The following is a 17,982-nucleotide window of genomic DNA, read 5'->3' as shown; positions in this document are numbered from 1 at the left end:
GTTTTCGGTCTGTCCGCGGCCGGTTCCGCTGCGTGATGGGCTCTCAACTCCGGTGACTGCGAACCGCCGTGCAGGTGCGGACTAATCTCGTCGCGAGAACCATCGCACCTACCCCCGTGATCCGCCGCGACACCCCTGCATGCCGGGTACACGGACCTGAACAGCTCTGGAGAAACACGAGCATGAACCGCAAGACTTTGGTGCTGCCGGCCGTGGTCGGCCTGCTCGCGCCCGTGCTCGCCGCTTGTGGGGGTTCCGGCAGTGGCAGCGGCGGTACTGACGCGATCACCGTCGGCACCACGGACACCTTCGCCGCCACCAAGGACGCACCGGCGCCGCTGGACCCGGCGTACGCGTACGACGTCGGCACCTGGAACATCCTGCGCCAGACCGTGCAGACCCTGATGATCCAGCCGAAGGGCGAGGGCGACCCGGTACCCGAGGCCGCGCAGAGCTGCGGCTTCACCGACTCGGGCAACGAGCGCTACGCCTGCACGCTGCGCGACGGCCTGAAGTTCGCCAATGGCGACAAGATCACCGCGGCCGATGTGAAGTACTCCATCGACCGCGCCCGCGCCATCAAGGCCGACTCCGGCGTCTCCGCCCTGCTGAACACCATCGACACCGTCGAGACGCAGGGTGACAACGAGGTCATCTTCCACCTCAAGACCGCGGACGCCACCTTCCCGTACAAGCTGTCGACTCCGGTCGCGGGCATCGTCAACCCCGCCGACTACGAGAAGAACAAGCTGCGCGACGGTTTCGACATCGACGGCTCCGGCCCCTACACCCTCTCGGCCGACGTCAAGAACGACACGATCGTCAAGGCCACGTTCACCAAGAACCCCAACTACAAGGGGACGCTGACGGTGAACAACTCCAAGGTCGACATGATCTCCTATGCGGACGCCGACGCGATGGGCAAGGCCCTCGACAAGGGCGACATCGACGTGATGACCCGCACCATGTCGCCGGACCAGATCCAGAAGCTGTCCGCCAGCACGGACAACAACGAGGACCTGGTCGAGATGTCGGGTCTGGAGATCCGCTACCTCGCGTTCAACACCAATGCCCCGTCCGTGAAGAACAAGGCCGTCCGCCAGGCGATGGCCCAGCTCATCAACCGCGGCGAGATCGTCTCCAAGGTGTACGGAACCCAGGCCGAGCCGCTCTACTCGCTGGTCCCGGCGAGCATCACCGGCCACTCCAACTCGTTCTTCAACAAGTACGGCGACCCGAACACCGCCAAGGCCAAGGCCCTGCTGACCGGCGCCAACATCACCACCCCGGTCAAGCTGACGCTGCACTACACGACCGACCACTACGGCTCGGCCACCAAGAAGGAATTCGAGATCCTTCAGAAGCAGCTCAACGACAGCGGACTGTTCGACGTCACCATCCAGGGCTCGCCCTGGTCGGCGTTCGTCCCGGCCGAGCGCAAGGGCAAGTACGACGTCTGGGGCATGGGCTGGTTCCCGGACTTCCCGGACGCCGACAACTACCTTGCGCCGTTCCTCGACAAGGACAACTTCCTCAAGTCGCCGTACCGCAACAACAGGATCATCGACACGCTGATCCCGGCGTCGCGCCGCGACGCCGACCGCATCGCGGCCGCCGGCAACCTGACCACCATCCAGGACATCGTCGCCGACGACGTCCCGATCCTGCCGCTGTGGCAGGGCAAGCAGTACGTCGCCGCCCGCGACGACGTGACGGGGACCGCGTACGCGCTCAACTCCTCCTCGACCCTTCAGCTGTGGGAGCTCGGCCGTGGCGTGAGCGGCTGATCTCTCTCGTGCCCGGGGCCCGGGGAGTGTGGCCCCGGGGTCCCGAACCCGACGAGAAGGCACAAGCAGTGAACATGCGTAACCAGTGGCCGGTCCTGCCCGTAGTGGCGGGGCTGGCCTCCGGGCTTCTGACCGGCTGCGGAACGGGCAGCGGAGCTTCCGGGGGGACCGGTTCGTCCATAGTCATGGGAATGTCGGACGACGTCCTGGCCACCGACCCCGCCTCCGGCTACGACCCCGGCTCCTGGCTGTTGTTCAACAACGTCTTCCAGTCGCTGCTCAGCTTCCCCGACGGAGGCACGGAGCCCGAGCCGGAGGCGGCCAAGGCGTGCGCCTTTACCGACACGTCGACCAAGATCTACCAGTGCACGTTGAAGGACGGCCTCAAGTTCAGCAACGGTGACTCGCTCACCTCCGAGGACGTCAAGTTCTCCTTCGACCGCATGCTCAAGATCAACGACGCTGCCGGTCCGGCGATCATGTTCCCCATGCTGGACAAGGTGGAGGCGCCGGACGCGAAGACCGTCGTCTTCCGGCTGAAGGTGCCCGACGCCACCTTCCCGAGCAAGATCGCCTCCGGTGCGGGCTCCATCGTCGACCACAGCCAGTACGAGGCGACCGGACTGCGCAAGGACGGCAAGGCGGTCGGCTCCGGCCCCTACAAGCTGGATTCGATCGCCGACGACAAGGCCGTCTTCTCCGTCAACGAGAACTACAAGGGCAACGCCAAGGTGAAGAACTCCGGCGTGACGCTGAAGTTCTTCCACGGCAACGCGTCCACCTTGAAGAAGGCGCTGCTGGACGACAAGATCGACATCGCCTACCGAGGTCTGAGCGCGGGCGACATCGCCGACATCCAGAACGCCGACAACAGCTCGAAGGCCGAGGTCGTCGAGGGCAGCAGCGCCGAGGTCCAGCACCTGGTCTTCAACATGAAGGACGCGGTCGCCGGAAAGCTCGGCGTGCGCAAGGCCATCGCCTACCTGCTCGACCGCGACGCCCTCATCAAGAACGTCTACCAGGGCACCGCCACCCCGCTGTACTCGATCATCCCGGCAGGCATCGCCGGCCACAACACGGCCTTCTTCGACACCTACGGCGCCAGCCCCTCGCCCGCCAAGGCCGCAGCCGCCCTCAAGGCCGAAGGCATCACCGGCAAGGTCAAGCTGACCCTCTGGTCCACCCCGTCGCGCTACGGCCCGGCGACCGACCAGGAGCTGAAGGCCATCGCGGGGCAGCTCAACGCCAGCGGCCTCTTCGCCGCCGACGTGAAGTCCGTGGCCTTCGACCAGTACGAGAAGGACATCGCCAAGGGCAAGTACGGCGTGTACGTGAAGGGCTGGGTGCCGGACTACCCGGACGCCGACAACTTCACCGCCCCCTTCTTCGGCAAGGGCAACGTACTGAGCAACAACTACAGCAACAGCACCATCACCGGCACGCTCATCCCGCGCACCGCCGCCGAGAGCGACCGCGCCGCGACCGACAACGACTACGGCAGGCTGCAGGACATCGTCGCCGACCAACTGCCCGTCCTCCCGGTCTGGCAGGCCAAGCAGTACGCGGTCACCCGCGAGAACGTCTACGGCCTCGAGTACTGCCTCGACGCCTCGACGGTCTTCCGCTTCTGGGAACTCAACAAGGACTGAGCGACTGCCGTACACGGACGAAGGGCGCCCTCTCGCGCAGAGGGCGCCCTTCGCGTCGAACGGCCGCCGCGCTACTGCGCGCCGGGACGCACCAGACCGCTCTCGTACGCATACACCGCGGCCTGCACCCGGTCACGCAGCCCCAGCTTGGTCAGCACATGACCCACGTGCGTCTTCACAGTGGTCTCGCTGACGAACAGATCGGCGGCGATCTCCGCATTGGACAGCCCGCGGGCCACCAGCTTCAGCACCTCCACCTCGCGCTCGGTGAGCGTGTTCAAGGCGTCCGGCACCGGCTCGTCGCCGGAGGGCAGATGGGTCGCGTACTTGTCGAGCAGCCGCCGGGTGATGCTCGGCGCCAGCATGGCCTCGCCGCCGGCCACCACACGGATCGCCTGCACCAGCTCATTGGCCGGCGCGTCCTTCAACAGGAAGCCGCTGGCACCCGCCCGCAGCGCCTCCACCACATACTCGTCCAGATCGAAGGTGGTCAGCACCAGCACCTTCGCCGGGCCGTCCCGCCCGGGCCCGGTGATCTGCCGGGTCGCCTCCACCCCGTCCATACGAGGCATACGGATGTCCATCAGGACCACGTCGGGCTGCAGCGCCCGCACCTGGTCGAGAGCCTGGAGGCCGTCTCCGGCCTCACCCACGACCGCGATGTCCTGCTCCGCCTCCAGGATCATCCGGAAGCCGGTACGCAGCAGCGGCTGGTCGTCGACCAGTAGGACGCGGATGGCCACGTAAATCTCCTTCGCTAGCCCGGCCCCATTCTGCCCTGAGCGACGTCAACCGACTCGACCGCCCCGTCACCGGACCCGACCGTCCTCAGAGCCGGTGGCTGAACCCCGGCCGGGCGCACGCCTCCTGGCACGCACGCTCGCCGCGTTGCCGGAAGGTCCTAGTAGCTCCGCTACGAGGACCTTCCGGCGCCTTGCGATCGCACGCACCAGACGACGTGTGCTGATCCGACCGGGGTTCAGCCACCGGCTCCGACCGGCAGCGGATACGGCGGGGGAGTGCCGCCGAACTCCGGGCAGTGCGCCTGGTGGTCGCACCAGCCGCACAGCTTGGTGGGGCGCGGGCGCCAGTCCCCCGACTCCGTCGCCTGCCGGATCGCCTCCCACAGCGCCAGCAGCTTGCGCTCGACGCGCTCCAGGTCGGCGACGACGGGGTCGTACGTCAGGACGTCCCCGCTGCCGAGATAGACGAGCTGCAGCCGCCTGGGCACGACGTTCTTCAAGCGCCACACCACCAGGGCGTAGAACTTCATCTGGAACAGCGCGCCTTCCGCGTACTCGGGCCGGGGCGCCTTGCCCGTCTTGTAGTCGACGATCCGCACCTCGCCCGTGGGCGCCACATCGACCCGGTCGATGATCCCGCGCAGCATCAGCCCCGAGTCCAGCTCGGCCTGCACGAACAGCTCCCGCTCGGCCGGCTCCAGCCTGGTCGGATCCTCCAGTGAGAACCAGCGCTCGACGAGCTGCTCCGCCTCACCCAGCCAGCGCGCCAACCGCTCGCCCTCGGGATCGTCCTCGAACAGCTCCACCACTTCCGGCCGGGTCTCCCGCAGCCGGTCCCACTGCCCCGGGATCAGGGACTTGGCGCGCGGCGCGGTCCGCTCCGCGGCCGGGGCGTCGAAAAGCCGCTCCAGCACCGCATGCACCAGCGTGCCCCGGGTCGCCGCCTCGCTCGGCTTCTCGGGCAGCCGGTCGATGACGCGGAACCGGTAGAGCAGGGGGCACTGCATGAAGTCACTGGCGCGCGAGGGCGACAGACTGGCGGGCGCTATGGCGGCGCGCGGGCCCGTGCCCGCCGCGTCGACCGGCGGCACCGCCGCCGCCGGTTCCACCGTCACCGGCGCATCCGCCTGCGCCGCATCGCTGCTGGGGGCCTGAGCCGCGCCCTCCGTGCTCGTCTCCATGCCACAGACCTTACGGCCCGCCACTGACAGTGACCCGGCCGCGGCCGTGACAGCTGCGACGCCTGGGGAAACACAGGGGGTGCCGGGGCGGAACGCGTCGCGACGGCCGCATACCATCGACCCGAGACCCTTCCGCCCGGCAGGCGCGGAGGACGCTTCGAACGAGGGGACATCGTGGACGAGAGCGGCGGGAGCGGGCAGCCGCGGTCCGGCACCGACGAGCCGGCCGAGCACCACGCAGGGTCTGCGGCCCCGGCCGCCCCCGAACCCACCCCGGCCGACGGACAGCCCACGAAGGCCGCCCAGGACAAGCCCGCGCCGGACCACGGCACGGACACTCCGACCTCCGGCGACCGCGACAGCAAGCCCACCGAAGACGAAGCGGCCGGAGCGGCCACGCCCCACAACGCCGACCCGGACGCGAGCCCCGCCGACAGCCCCGCAGGGAAAGACCCGGCGGAGGACCGCACTCTCGCCCACTCCGGCACCGCCAGGAACCGTCCGCCCAAACGCCCCCGCGAACCCGGTGGCGGCCTCCTCATGGGCCGCCCCTTCGGCGTGCCCGTGTACGTCGCACCCAGCTGGTTCCTCGTCGCCGCCCTGATCACCTGGGTCTTCGGCGGCCAGCTCGACCGCGTCCTGCCCGAACTCGGTGCCGCCCGCTACCTCGTCTCCCTCTTCTTCGCCGTCGCCTTCTACGCCTCGGTCCTGGTCCACGAACTGGCCCACACGGTCGCGGCCCTGCGCTTCAAGCTCCCGGTCCGCCGCATCCAGCTCCAGTTCTTCGGCGGCGTCTCCGAGATCGAGAAGGAGGCCGAGACCCCCGGCCGCGAGTTCGTCCTGGCCTTCGTAGGCCCACTCCTCTCCCTCGTCCTCGCAGGCCTCTTCTACGTCGCCATGCAGCCCGTGGAGCCCGGCACCGTCCCCGGTGTCCTGCTGGCCGGCCTGATGATCTCCAACCTCATCGTGGCCGCCTTCAACCTCCTGCCCGGCCTGCCCCTCGACGGCGGCCGCATGCTCCGCGCCGTCGTCTGGAAGATCACCGGCCGCCCGATGAGCGGCACCATCGCCGCCGCCTGGGTCGGCCGTGCCCTCGCCGTCTCCGTCCTGATCGGCCTCCCCCTGCTCACCCAGTCCGGCGCCCTCGGCACCACCGCCGAGGACAGCGTCGGCATGGACACCGTCACCGACGCCCTGCTCGCCGCGATCCTCGCCGCCATCATCTGGACCGGCGCCGGCAACAGCCTCCGCATGGCCCGGCTGCGCGAACACCTCCCCGAACTGCGCGCCCGCAACCTCACCCGCCGCGCAGTCCCCGTCGAGACCGACACCCCGCTCTCCGAGGCGCTGCGCCGCGCCAACGCCGCCGGCGCGCGCGCCCTCGTCGTCGTCGACCCCGAGGGCAACCCCCTCTCCCTCGTCCGCGAGGCCGCCATCGTCGGCGTACCGGAACACCGCCGCCCCTGGGTCGCCGTCAGCGGCCTCGCCCAGGACCTCACCGACGGCATGCGCATCTCCGCGGAACTGGCCGGCGAGGACCTCCTCGACGTCCTGCGGGCCACCCCGGCCACCGAATACCTGGTGGTCGAGGAGACCGGCGAGATCTTCGGCGTCCTGTCCGCCGCGGACGTGGAACGCGCCTTTGTGAAGGCCATGGCCAGACCGTCCTAGTGGTCGGCGGCCTCCACAAACCCCGGTAGGCTGTTCACATGTCCGAACCGACCGGTGCCGCCCGCAGGCGCGGGCCCTTCAAGGTCGGGGACCAGGTTCAGCTGACCGACCCCAAGGGCCGCCACTACACGTTCACGCTCGAGGCCGGGAAGAACTTCCACACCCACAAGGGTTCCTTCCCGCACGACGAACTGATCGGCGCTCCCGAGGGCAGCGTTGTCCGCACCACCGGGAACGTCGCCTACCTCGCGCTGCGCCCCCTGCTCCCCGACTACGTCCTGTCCATGCCCCGCGGGGCAGCCGTCGTCTACCCCAAGGACGCCGGGCAGATCCTCGCCTTCGCCGACATCTTCCCCGGCGCCCGCGTCGTCGAGGCCGGCGTCGGCTCCGGCTCGCTCAGCAGCTTCCTGCTGCGCGCCATCGGCGACCAGGGCATGCTGCACAGCTACGAGCGCCGCGAGGACTTCGCCGAGATCGCCCAGCAGAACGTCGAGCGCTACTTCGGCGGCCCGCACCCCGCCTGGCAGCTCACCGTCGGCGACCTCCAGGACAACCTGTCCGACACCGACGTCGACCGCGTCATCCTCGACATGCTCGCCCCCTGGGAGTGCCTGGAGGCCGTCTCCAAGGCGCTCGTCCCCGGAGGCATCCTCTGCTGCTACGTCGCCACCACCACCCAGCTCGCCCGGACCGTCGAGTCCATCCGCGAGATCGGCTCCTTCAACGAGCCGACCGCCTGGGAGACGATGATCCGCAACTGGCACATCGAGGGCCTCGCCGTCCGCCCCGACCACCGCATGATCGGCCACACCGGCTTCCTCCTCACCGCCCGCCGCCTCGCCGACGGCGTCGAGCCGCCCATGCGCCGCCGCCGCCCCGCCAAGGGCGCCTACGGCGAGGACTACGCCGGCCCCAACGCCGACGGAGGCACCGGTCGCTAGGGCGGTCCGTGCCGCACCAACGAACGGGCGCTGCCGCCGAGTTCCCGGACATCGTCCGCAACTCGGCCGCAGCGCCCTTCTGTTGACACCACGCCACAAACCGAACAAACCCGGCACGGCCCATTCGAGGAACCGAACACCCCGCCGTTCCCCCGCACTGTGACGTGTGGCACGATGCAGGCCACCCCCACCCCCACCGGCACAGCCCTCACAGGAGACGCTCCTAGTGCAGCAATCCGCCGTCCCGGAACTGGCACACACGCACACCCGCCCGATCCACTGGGTCGCCACCGCAACAGCCGTCGCGGGCGTGATGGCCCTCTCCTCGCTCCTGCAACCCAACCCGGCGACAGCGGCCCAGGCAGCCGACCCCCACCACAAGACCACCCACCCGGCGACCGCACCCAGCACCACAGGCGTCGACTTCCCGATCACCTGCGGCCCGGTCAAGGCAGTCGTCCAGAAGAAGGCCACCGGCGACCTCGACGGCGACGGAAACCCGGAAACCGTGGCCGTGGTCCACTGCGACGCCCCCATGGGCACCCCGCCCGACGGCGTCTACGTCATCACCCACGCGACGGGCAGCGACAAACCCCGCGTGGTCGCCACCCTGCTCGACCCCAAGACCGGCGACACGGTCAGTGACTTCGCCGTACGCGACGGAGCCGTCCTCGCCACACTCCTCGGCTACTCCACGAACGACGTCCCCCGCTGCTGCCCGGACACCACGGACAGCGCGAAGTGGCAGTGGAAGAACGGCGCGTTCATGCGCTCGAAGCCCGCCGGAGCGCACACCGTCTGACCCATGCAACCCAAGCGTGTGAGATATCAGACAGCAGTAACAGACAGCGCCCGGCAGGTCACTCCGCGTCCGGGCCGTACACCTCGACGCTGTCCGAAACCCGCCGTACATGGATGCACTCGCCCGGACACTCCTTCACCGAGTCCACCACATCCGTGAGAAGCGGCAGCGGAACGGGCGTTGCGGCGCCCTTGGCCTGCAACAGCTCGTCGTCCGAGCCCTTCACATAGGCCAGCCCGTCGATGTCCAGCTCGAACACCTCCGGCGCGTACTGGGCGCAGATGCCGTCGCCGGTGCACAGGTCCTGGTCGATCCAGACCTCCAGCGCCTCGCCGCCGACCGCGGCCTCCTGCTGCACGCTCATGTCTCCTGCCGTAGAGATGCCGAGCCGAACCGGGAATCCGGCCAGCTCTGACGGGTGTTGAACACTTCGACCCTACCTCCGGCGGCTTCCCAATCATGTTCGGTGGGTATTCCCCTGGCGTGAGGGAGAGCGCAAGGGTGAAGATCGGACACACCTCGACAGTCTTTGTGATCTAGGGGTTTCAATCGACACCCACCCAGGTAGGGTCTGGAAGCGTCCAGCTCCCCTTGGAGGAGGTGAGGACCGTGGCAGCCCACGACGACGACATGAACCGCGGCATCCGCCCGGGACGAGGGTCCGACGACCCGGCCGGGCAGATTGCCTACCTTGAGCAGGAGATCGCCGTCCTGCGACGCAAGCTCGCCGACTCTCCGCGACACACGAGGATTCTCGAAGAGCGGATCGTCGAGCTGCAGACCAATCTGGCCGGCGTGTCCGCCCAGAACGAGCGACTCGCCAACACGCTCCGTGAGGCCCGCGACCAGATCGTGGCCCTCAAGGAAGAGGTCGACCGGCTCGCACAGCCACCGGCCGGCTTCGGAGTCTTCCTCACAGCGAACGAGGACGGCACCGCCGACATCTTCACCGGCGGCCGCAAGCTCCGGGTGAACGTCAGCCCCAGCGTCGACCTCGAAGAGCTCCGGCGCGGCCAGGAAGTGATGCTCAACGAAGCGCTCAACGTGGTCGAGGCCATGGAGTACGAGCGAGTCGGGGACATCGTCACCCTCAAGGAGATCCTCGAGGACGGCGAACGCGCCCTGGTCCTCGGGCACACCGACGAGGAGCGGGTGGTACGGCTCGCCGAGCCACTGCTGGACGTCAACATCCGCCCCGGCGACGCCCTCCTGCTCGAACCCCGATCCGGCTATGTCTACGAGATCGTTCCCAAGAGCGAGGTCGAGGAACTCGTCCTCGAAGAGGTCCCCGACATCGGCTACGAGCAGATCGGCGGACTCGGCGGCCAGATCGAGGCCATCCGCGACGCGGTCGAGCTGCCGTACCTCTACCCGGATCTGTTCAAGGAGCACGAACTGCGCCCGCCCAAGGGCGTCCTGCTCTACGGACCCCCCGGATGCGGAAAGACGCTGATCGCCAAGGCCGTCGCCAACTCGCTGGCCAAGAAGGTCGCCGAGGTCACCGGCCAGGCCGCCGGCAAGAGCTTCTTCCTCAACATCAAGGGCCCCGAGCTCCTCAACAAGTACGTCGGCGAGACCGAGCGGCAGATCCGCCTCGTCTTCCAGCGTGCTCGTGAGAAGGCCAGCGAGGGCACACCCGTCATCGTCTTCTTCGACGAGATGGAATCCCTCTTCCGCACCCGCGGCTCCGGCGTCAGCTCGGACGTGGAGAACACCATCGTCCCCCAGCTGCTCGCCGAGATCGACGGTGTCGAAGGCCTGCAGAACGTGGTCGTGATCGGCGCCTCCAACCGCGAGGACATGATCGACCCGGCCATCCTGCGCCCCGGCCGCCTGGACGTGAAGATCAAGATCGAGCGTCCCGACGCCGAGGCCGCCAAGGACATCTTCGGCAAGTACCTCACCGAGCGCCTCCCGCTGCACGCCGACGACGTCGGCGAGCACGGCGGCAGCAAGACGACCACCGTCGAGAGCATGATCCAGACGGCCGTCGAGCACATGTACGCGGAATCCGAGGAGAACCGCTTCCTGGAGGTCACCTACGCCAACGGTGACAAGGAAGTCCTCTACTTCAAGGACTTCAACTCCGGCGCCATGATCGAGAACATCGTCGGCCGCGCAAAGAAGATGGCGATCAAGGACTTCCTCGACCACAACGCCAAGGGCCTCCGCGTCTCCCACCTCCTCCAGGCATGCGTGGACGAGTTCAAGGAGAACGAGGACCTCCCCAACACCACCAACCCGGACGACTGGGCCCGAATCTCCGGAAAGAAGGGCGAACGGATCGTCTACATCCGCACCCTCATCACCGGAAAGCAGGGCGCCGACACCGGACGCTCCATCGACACGGTGGCGAACACCGGTCAGTACCTGTAAAAGACAGGGCGGCTGCGGGTGCCCTCACCGGGTACCCGCAGCCGACTGTTTTTCAGGCCAAGACCGCAACAAGAGGCGCGCAAGGCAATGACGCAAATGATCTCCCCACCAGCGCAAAGCCGTTCTAGGCTCTTCGGTACCGCCGAGTCGCGCAGTGCGGGGACGGGCACCGCACACGCACCGGAGCGCCAGCGGTACTTGAGCAGCGTCCCCGACCGAGGGCGCCGCCGGGCAAGGAGGGCCGCATGACCGTACGGCGAGTAATGGGCATCGAGACGGAGTACGGCATCTCCGTCCCCGGCCACCCCAACGCCAATGCCATGCTCACCTCGTCCCAGATCGTCAACGCCTACGCGGCGGCGATGCACCGGGCCCGCCGGGCCCGCTGGGACTTCGAGGAGGAGAACCCGCTGCGGGACGCGCGAGGCTTCGACCTCGCCCGCGAGGCCGCCGACGCCAGCCAGCTCACCGACGAGGACATCGGCCTCGCCAACGTCATCCTCACCAACGGCGCACGACTCTACGTCGACCATGCACACCCCGAGTACAGCGCTCCAGAGGTCACCAATCCGCGCGACGCCGTCCTCTGGGACAAGGCCGGCGAGCGCATCATGGCGGAGGCCGCGGAGCGGGCGGCCGCGCTCCCCGGAGCCCAGCCGATCCACCTCTACAAGAACAACACCGACAACAAGGGCGCCTCCTACGGCACGCACGAGAACTACCTGATGAAGCGGGAAACCCCCTTCTCCGACATCGTGCGCCACCTCACACCCTTCTTCGTCTCCCGCCAGGTCGTCACCGGAGCCGGCCGCGTCGGCATCGGCCAGGACGGACACGAACACGGCTTCCAGCTCAGCCAGCGCGCCGACTACTTCGAGGTGGAGGTCGGCCTCGAAACCACGCTGAAGCGCCCGATCATCAACACCCGTGACGAGCCGCATGCCGACGCCGAGAAGTACCGCCGCCTGCATGTGATCATCGGCGACGCGAATCTCTCGGAGATCTCGACGTACCTCAAGCTGGGCACGACGGCGCTCGTCCTGTCCATGATCGAAGACGGCTTCATCGCCGTCGACCTGGCCGTGGACCAGCCCGTCCGCACCCTCCACCAGGTCTCCCACGACCCGACACTCAAGCGCCTGGTCACCCTCCGCAGCGGCCGCACACTCACCGCGGTCCAACTCCAGATGGAGTACTTCGAACTCTCCCGCAAATACGTGGAGGAGCGCTTCGGGGCCGATGCCGACGAGCAGACCAAGGACGTCCTGATCCGCTGGGAGGACACCCTCAACCGCCTGGAGAACGACCCCATGAGCCTGGCCGGCGAACTGGACTGGGTCGCCAAGAAGGAACTCATGGAGGGCTACCGGCGCCGCGACGGCCTCGACTGGGACGCCGCCAAGCTCCACCTCCTCGACCTCCAGTACGCCGACGTACGCCCCGAGAAGGGCCTCTACAACCGTCTCGCGGCCCGTGGCCGCATGAAGCGCCTCCTGGACGAGAGCGAGGTCGAGCGGGCCCGTACCAAGCCGCCGGAGGACACACGCGCGTACTTCCGCGGACGCTGCCTGGAGCAGTACGCGGACGACGTCGCGGCAGCCTCCTGGGACTCCGTGATCTTCGACCTCCCGGGCCGGGACTCGCTCCAGCGCGTCCCAACCCTGGAACCGCTTCGCGGAACGCGAAATCACGTCAAGGAACTCCTGGACCGCTGCCGCACGGCGGAAGACCTGGTCAGGGTGCTGTCGGGCGGCTGAGCGGGCATACGTGCCCGGGGCGCCGGGCAGGGTGGAATTTCCGGCGGCAGGGAATCATCGAGGTGGCCGCCGTACGTTGTAGGAACTGCGGGGCCGATGTCAGACCCTGCTTGTAGGGTCTGATCAAGAACGTCGAACCGAGCGGGGTGAGGGTTTATGGCGACCAAGGACACCGGCGGCGGACAGCAGAAGGCGACGCGCTCCACGGAGGAGGTCGAGGAGCAGGCGGCAGAGGCGCAGGGCTCCGAGGATCTCAAGGAGCGGCACGAGAAGCTGAGCGATGACGTGGACTCCGTCCTGGACGAGATTGACGACGTCTTGGAGGAGAATGCCGAGGACTTCGTGCGCTCCTTCGTTCAGAAGGGTGGCCAGTAAGCCGCTTTTTCCTTCGAATCGAAGGCAGACGGGGTGGAGTGGTGGCAGGCGAGTCTGAGGTGAAGCGCTGCGCGCGGTGCGGGGAGTCCAAGCCGCGCGCAGCGTTCGCGATCAAGCGCACCAATCTCGACGGCCTCCAGCGCCGCTGCCGTGACTGCGCTGCGGAGTCTGACCGTAAGCGGCAGCAGGCCATGGGCAGATTGGTTCCTGAGCCTGGTGCTCTCTCGGAGGGTTACAAGCACTGTCAGGGGTGCGGCGAGAGCAAGCCGCACTCGGATTGGCACCGGAAAGTCTCGGCCCCGGACGGGCTGGCGTCGCGTTGCAAGGCTTGCCGCGCCGTTGAAGCCCGTGTCAGTCACTTGAGGCGTGATTACGGCATGACTGAGGCCGAGCGTGACGAGATGATCGCCTCCCAAGTGGGCCTCTGTGCGATCTGTCTGAAGGCGCCCGCCGTTCATGTGGATCACTGCCACAAGACGGGTAGGGTCCGTGGCGTACTGTGCTTCAACTGCAATTCCGGCCTCGGCCTGTTGAGGGACGACCCCGAAGCGATGAACCGAGCTGCCGATTACCTGGAAGGAAACGCGTGGAAGCCAACACTCGTAGCACCGGGCGTCTACCAGCTGCCTTCCTGACGCCTGGGTCGTCGTCCTTCATGGACTTTCTGTCCGAGCACCAGCCGGAGATGCTCCCGGGCAACCGGCAGCTGCCCCCGACGCAGGGCGTGATCGAGGCGCCGCACGGCACCACGATCGTGGCCGTGACGTTCCCGGGTGGTGTGGTGCTCGCCGGTGACCGTCGCGCCACCATGGGCAACGTCATCGCGCAGCGGGACATCGAGAAGGTCTTCCCGGCCGACGAGTACTCCGCGGTGGGTATCGCCGGTGCGGCGGGCCTGGCCGTGGAGATGGTCAAGTTGTTCCAGTTGGAGCTGGAGCACTTCGAGAAGGTCGAGGGGGCGCAGCTCTCGCTGGAGGGCAAGGCGAACCGGCTGTCGACCATGATCCGTTCCAATCTGGGCATGGCCATGCAGGGCCTGGCTGTGGTTCCCCTCTTCGCGGGGTATGACGTGGACCGCGAGCGGGGTCGTATTTTCTCCTACGACGTGACGGGCGGCCGCTCCGAGGAGCACAACTTCGCGGGCACGGGTTCCGGCTCGATCTTTGCGCGCGGTGCCATGAAGAAGCTTTTCCGTGACGACCTGTCCGAGGCCGAGGCCACGACTCTTGTGGTGCAGGCTCTCTATGACGCGGCTGACGACGACTCGGCGACCGGTGGTCCCGATGTCGCCCGCCGGATCTATCCGATCGTCACCGTGATCACTGAGGACGGCTTCCGCCGGCTCACCGACGACGAGTCCTCCGAGATTGCCCGCTCGATTCTGGAGCGGCGGCTGGAGCAGCCCGACGGCCCGCGGGCTGCGCTGCTGTAGTCGGGCGACCGGCTCTTACTCAAGGTGATCGCGTGACTTCGACAGAAAGGGACGGATAACCGGTGTCGACGCCGTTCTATGTCTCACCCCAGCAGGCCATGGCCGACCGGGCGGAGTACGCCCGCAAGGGCATCGCCCGTGGCCGCAGCCTGGTCGTGCTGCAGTATGCCGACGGCATCGTCTTCGTCGGCGAGAACCCGTCCCGTGCGCTGCACAAGTTCAGCGAGATCTATGACCGGATCGGCTTTGCGGCCGCCGGGAAGTACAACGAGTACGAGAATCTGCGGATCGGTGGTGTGCGGTATGCCGATCTGCGTGGTTACACCTACGACCGTGACGATGTGACTGCTCGTGGTCTCGCCAACGTCTATGCCCAGACGTTGGGCACGATCTTCTCGAGTGCGGCGGAGAAGCCGTACGAGGTGGAGCTGGTCGTTGCCGAGGTCGGTGAGACGCCCGAGGGTGACCAGATCTACCGGTTGCCGCATGACGGGTCGATCGTGGACGAGCATGGTTCTGTCGCGGTCGGTGGGAATTCCGAGCAGATCAGTACCTATCTGGATCAGCAGCACCGTGAGGGCATGTCGCTCGCCGAGGGGCTGAAGCTGGCTGTTCAGGCGCTGTCCCGTGACACGAATGGCACGCAGCGGGAGATTCCCGCTGAGCGTCTGGAGGTCGCGGTGCTGGACCGTACGCGTCCGCAGGCGCGTAAGTTCAAGCGCATTGTGGGCCGTCAGCTTTCCCGGCTCCTGGAGGCCGATGGTGCGGCCACGGAGGCCGAGAGCAGCTCGGAGGAGGGCTCGGACGAGGAGTAGTCCGCCTCACCCCGCTCCTGTGTGTGCCCCGGCCGCGTCGATGTGGTCGGGGCACAGGGCGTTCAGGAGGAGCTGGGCGGCGCTGTCGAGCCGCGTACGACGAGCTCGACGGGGATGTCGCCCGGCTCCGGGGTGCGGCCCTCCAGCACGGCCAGCAGGGCTCGCATGCCGTGTTCGCCGAAGAGTTCGGCGTCGAGGCGTACGGTGGTCAGTTCGGGGTCGAGGGCGGTGGCGAGGGCGAGGTCGTCGAGGCCGGTGACGGAGATGTCGTCGGGGATGCGCAGGCCCAGGCGCCGGGCTGCTTTGTAGGCGCCGGCGGCCAGTTTGTCGTCGTCGCACACCAGGGCTGTGGGCCGGGGGCCGGGTGCGGACAAGGCTGCCTCGGCGGCGGCCAGCGCGCCTTCAATGGAGATCGGTGCCCGGGTCGTCCGTACCGATGTGCCCGGGATCGCGCCGATCCGGGTGGCCAGTTCGTGCGCGCGCACCTCGAAGGTCCAGGAGGCGACGTCCGCCGCCAGGTGCAGGAAGTGTCGGTGGCCGAGGCCGAGCAGGTGCTCGGTGACCTGGCGGATGCCGTCTGCGATGTCCAGGTTCACGGTCGCCGCGCCGAGGCTGCCTTCGGGGTCGCTGTCGAGCATGACCAGGGGGAGTTGGTCGCCGCGGATGGCGGTGAGGGCGTCGGCGGCCATGGAGGAGGCGATGACGCCGTCCAGGGCGGCCTGGGCGGAGGCGAAGGGGTCGCGGGCGGGGCCGATGCCTTCGGGGGAGGGGTAGAGGACGACGCCGAAGCCGTGGTCGGCGGCGACGCGGGCCGCGCCGGTGTAGACGCCGGCGAAGAACTCCGTGGTGAGGGCGGGGACGACGAGAAGGACCGTCCGGGTGCGGCCGAGGCGTAGGTTGCGGGCGGCGAGGTTGGGCCGGTAGCCGAGGTCGCGGGCGGCTTCTCGTACGCGTTCGGCGGTTGCTTCGGAGACGCGGCCGCGCCATTTGTCGCCGAGTACCAGGGAGACCGCGGCCTGGGAGACGCCGGCGGCCTGGGCGACGTCACGGCTGGTGGGGCGGGTGCTGCCTGGTGCCACCGTGGGCCTGCTCCTTCGTCTGGACTCGTGAACAGCGCACATGGTACGTATGAGAGAGGAAGTTATACGTAAAACCTCCGCGGGTGCGGGTGAGGGGAAGCGGACATGGCTGCGGGATATGCGGAGATCCTCAGGACCAGGCATGCTGCGCGTCTGCTCGCCGGCACGCTCGTGGGCCGGCTGCCGTGTGCCGTCGCTGCGATCGCCATCGTGCTGTTCGTGCGGGCGGAGGGCGGCACCTACAGCCTGGCGGGCGGGCTTGCCGCGGTGTACGGGGTCGCCAATGCCGTGGGGCAGCCGCTGCTGGGGCGGCTCGTGGATCTGTACGGGCAGCCGCGTGTCCAGTTGCCCGCCGCCCTCGGCTCCGCGCTCGCCATGTCCGCGTTCGCCTTCGTAGGCACCGGTCCGCTGGTGCTCGCGTACGCGTGCGTGGCGCTCTCCGGGCTGTTCACGCCGCCCCTGGAGGGCGGTCTGCGGGCGCTGTGGTCCTCGGTGCTGCGCAGCGAGGGCCAGGTGCAGACGGCGTATGCGATGGATGCCGTCGCCCAGGAAGTCATGTTCACCGTCGGCCCGTTGCTGGTGACGCTGTGCGTGTCGCTGTGGTCGGCGCAGGCGGCGCTCGTGCTCGTCAATGTCGTCGGTGTGCTGGGTGCTCTCTCGGTGGTCGTGTCGGCGCCTTCGCGCGCGTGGCGTTCGGCGCCGCGCGAGGCGCACTGGCTGGGTGCGCTGCGTTCGCCCGGACTGCTGGTCCTGCTCGGTGCGTTCCTGGCGGTGGGGATCGCGCTCGGTTCCATTGCGGTAGCGGCGGTGGCGTATGCCGATGGCCATGGCGGGGACGCGGTGTACGGCTGGCTGATGGCGGCGATCGGTCTCGGGGCGCTCGTGGGCGGTACGGCGTACGGTGCGCGGCAGTGGAGCGGTGCGCCGGAGCGGCGACTGCGGGTGCTCGTAGCGCTTCTGGCGGTGTGTTACGTGCCGCTGATGCTGACGCCGGGCCCGGTGGCCATGACGGTGCTCGCGGCCGTCGCAGGGCTCTTTCTCGCGCCGTGTCTCGCCTGTGCGTTCGTCCTTGTCGACCGGCATGCGCCGCGCGGGACGGTCACCGAGGCGTTCTCCTGGATTGTGACGACGTTCACGGTGGGTTCCTCGGTGGGAACGGGGCTGGCGGGCCCGGTCGTCGAGTGGGGCGGGGCGGTGTGGGGCTTCGCCGTGCCGGGTGCCGCAGGGGCCTTGTCGCTGCTGGTTTTGCTGGCCACCGGGCGGGTCCTTGCAGCTCCCGCAGGGGGCGCGGTGGTTGCGGCTTCATCGGAAAATGATCCAAACCGTGCCGTCGAACCCCGTTTCAGCTCAGGGGATCGGGCGTAATGTTCAGTC

General features: G+C 68.3%; 16 protein-coding genes. 12 read left to right on the top strand and 4 right to left on the bottom strand.

The window, feature by feature from the left end:
- The first annotated feature begins 182 nt into the window (after nucleotides 1-182).
- Nucleotides 183-1,787 carry an ABC transporter substrate-binding protein gene (locus P2Q00_RS21895; protein ID WP_275774315.1) on the top strand — a complete coding sequence of 535 codons (1,605 nt, stop codon included), beginning with the start codon at nucleotides 183-185 and terminating at the stop codon, nucleotides 1,785-1,787.
- 68 nt (nucleotides 1,788-1,855) lie between these two features.
- Nucleotides 1,856-3,436, top strand: coding sequence for an ABC transporter substrate-binding protein (locus P2Q00_RS21890; protein ID WP_275774313.1), 1,581 nt, complete (start codon nucleotides 1,856-1,858; stop codon nucleotides 3,434-3,436).
- 71 nt (nucleotides 3,437-3,507) lie between these two features.
- Here the strand turns inward: P2Q00_RS21890 and P2Q00_RS21885 are convergent, their stop codons facing one another.
- Together P2Q00_RS21885 and P2Q00_RS21880 are read right to left on the bottom strand one after the other, a co-directional pair.
- Complete coding sequence (locus P2Q00_RS21885; RefSeq protein WP_275774312.1) at nucleotides 3,508-4,179, bottom strand: response regulator; 672 nt, start codon at nucleotides 4,177-4,179, stop codon at nucleotides 3,508-3,510.
- A gap of 236 nt (nucleotides 4,180-4,415) precedes the next feature.
- Nucleotides 4,416-5,360 (bottom strand): RecB family exonuclease, encoded by a 945-nt coding sequence (locus P2Q00_RS21880; RefSeq protein ID WP_275774311.1) that lies wholly within the window; start codon nucleotides 5,358-5,360, stop codon nucleotides 4,416-4,418.
- 174 nt (nucleotides 5,361-5,534) lie between these two features.
- Here P2Q00_RS21880 and P2Q00_RS21875 point away from each other — a divergent pair, with 174 nt between their 5' ends.
- The 3 genes from P2Q00_RS21875 to P2Q00_RS21865 all read left to right on the top strand — a co-directional run bounded on the left by P2Q00_RS21875 (nucleotide 5,535) and on the right by P2Q00_RS21865 (nucleotide 8,774).
- A complete protein-coding gene (locus P2Q00_RS21875; protein WP_275774310.1) occupies nucleotides 5,535-7,031 on the top strand; it encodes a site-2 protease family protein in 1,497 nt (498 codons plus the stop codon).
- Between the two features lie 38 nt (nucleotides 7,032-7,069).
- Entirely contained in the window at nucleotides 7,070-7,972 is a 903-nt protein-coding gene (locus P2Q00_RS21870) for a tRNA (adenine-N1)-methyltransferase (RefSeq protein ID WP_079663364.1), read from the top strand.
- Between the two features lie 226 nt (nucleotides 7,973-8,198).
- Entirely contained in the window at nucleotides 8,199-8,774 is a 576-nt protein-coding gene (locus P2Q00_RS21865; RefSeq protein WP_275774309.1) for a hypothetical protein, read from the top strand.
- Between the two features lie 58 nt (nucleotides 8,775-8,832).
- Here the strand turns inward: P2Q00_RS21865 and P2Q00_RS21860 are convergent, their stop codons facing one another.
- Complete coding sequence (locus P2Q00_RS21860) at nucleotides 8,833-9,138, bottom strand: ferredoxin (protein WP_275774308.1); 306 nt, start codon at nucleotides 9,136-9,138, stop codon at nucleotides 8,833-8,835.
- Between the two features lie 245 nt (nucleotides 9,139-9,383).
- Here P2Q00_RS21860 and arc point away from each other — a divergent pair, with 245 nt between their 5' ends.
- The 6 genes from arc (at nucleotide 9,384) to prcA (ending at nucleotide 15,529) form a co-directional block, all read left to right on the top strand.
- Nucleotides 9,384-11,150 carry a proteasome ATPase gene (arc, locus tag P2Q00_RS21855; RefSeq protein ID WP_275774307.1) on the top strand — a complete coding sequence of 589 codons (1,767 nt, stop codon included), beginning with the start codon at nucleotides 9,384-9,386 and terminating at the stop codon, nucleotides 11,148-11,150.
- Nucleotides 11,151-11,395: 245 nt separating this feature from the next.
- Complete coding sequence (gene dop, locus P2Q00_RS21850; protein WP_338059327.1) at nucleotides 11,396-12,907, top strand: depupylase/deamidase Dop; 1,512 nt, start codon at nucleotides 11,396-11,398, stop codon at nucleotides 12,905-12,907.
- A gap of 156 nt (nucleotides 12,908-13,063) precedes the next feature.
- Nucleotides 13,064-13,282, top strand: a complete 219-nt coding sequence (locus P2Q00_RS21845) for a ubiquitin-like protein Pup (RefSeq protein ID WP_275774306.1) — start codon at nucleotides 13,064-13,066, stop codon at nucleotides 13,280-13,282.
- Nucleotides 13,283-13,323: 41 nt separating this feature from the next.
- Nucleotides 13,324-13,917 (top strand): endonuclease VII domain-containing protein, encoded by a 594-nt coding sequence (locus tag P2Q00_RS51140; RefSeq protein ID WP_425579506.1) that lies wholly within the window; start codon nucleotides 13,324-13,326, stop codon nucleotides 13,915-13,917.
- The gene (gene prcB, locus P2Q00_RS21835) at nucleotides 13,869-14,714 is read left to right on the top strand and encodes a proteasome subunit beta (protein ID WP_275774304.1); all 846 of its coding nucleotides are present in this window, start codon (nucleotides 13,869-13,871) and stop codon (nucleotides 14,712-14,714) included. The genes P2Q00_RS51140 and prcB overlap by 49 nt, the downstream gene beginning before the upstream one ends.
- Before the next feature lie 62 nt (nucleotides 14,715-14,776).
- Nucleotides 14,777-15,529 (top strand): proteasome subunit alpha, encoded by a 753-nt coding sequence (gene prcA / locus P2Q00_RS21830; protein WP_275774303.1) that lies wholly within the window; start codon nucleotides 14,777-14,779, stop codon nucleotides 15,527-15,529.
- A 62-nt stretch (nucleotides 15,530-15,591) separates the two neighbouring features.
- On the opposite strand, the gene P2Q00_RS21825 is transcribed toward prcA, so the two are convergent.
- Nucleotides 15,592-16,608, bottom strand: coding sequence for a LacI family DNA-binding transcriptional regulator (locus P2Q00_RS21825; protein ID WP_275774302.1), 1,017 nt, complete (start codon nucleotides 16,606-16,608; stop codon nucleotides 15,592-15,594).
- Nucleotides 16,609-16,713: 105 nt separating this feature from the next.
- On the opposite strand from P2Q00_RS21825, the gene P2Q00_RS21820 reads away from it, so the two are divergent.
- The gene (locus P2Q00_RS21820; protein ID WP_275774301.1) at nucleotides 16,714-17,973 is read left to right on the top strand and encodes an MFS transporter; all 1,260 of its coding nucleotides are present in this window, start codon (nucleotides 16,714-16,716) and stop codon (nucleotides 17,971-17,973) included.
- The last annotated feature ends 9 nt before the right edge of the window (nucleotides 17,974-17,982 follow it).

Origin of the sequence: Streptomyces coacervatus (assembly GCF_029223485.1) — a bacterium.
GTDB classification, from domain to species: domain Bacteria; phylum Actinomycetota; class Actinomycetes; order Streptomycetales; family Streptomycetaceae; genus Streptomyces; species Streptomyces coacervatus.
This window is presented reverse-complemented; position numbering and strand designations above follow the sequence as displayed.

Excerpts from the sequence above, each read along its gene's own strand:
- P2Q00_RS21870 (WP_079663364.1), top strand. The coding sequence starts at position 7,070 with ATGTCCGAACCGACCGGTGCCGCCCGCAGGCGCGGGCCCTTCAAGGTC.
- P2Q00_RS21820 (WP_275774301.1), top strand. The coding sequence starts at position 16,714 with ATGGCTGCGGGATATGCGGAGATCCTCAGGACCAGGCATGCTGCGCGT.
- P2Q00_RS21860 (WP_275774308.1), bottom strand. The coding sequence starts at position 9,138 with ATGAGCGTGCAGCAGGAGGCCGCGGTCGGCGGCGAGGCGCTGGAGGTC.
- P2Q00_RS21895 (WP_275774315.1), top strand. The coding sequence starts at position 183 with ATGAACCGCAAGACTTTGGTGCTGCCGGCCGTGGTCGGCCTGCTCGCG.
- dop (WP_338059327.1), top strand. The coding sequence starts at position 11,396 with ATGACCGTACGGCGAGTAATGGGCATCGAGACGGAGTACGGCATCTCC.
- P2Q00_RS21880 (WP_275774311.1), bottom strand. The coding sequence starts at position 5,360 with ATGGAGACGAGCACGGAGGGCGCGGCTCAGGCCCCCAGCAGCGATGCG.
- P2Q00_RS21845 (WP_275774306.1), top strand. The coding sequence starts at position 13,064 with ATGGCGACCAAGGACACCGGCGGCGGACAGCAGAAGGCGACGCGCTCC.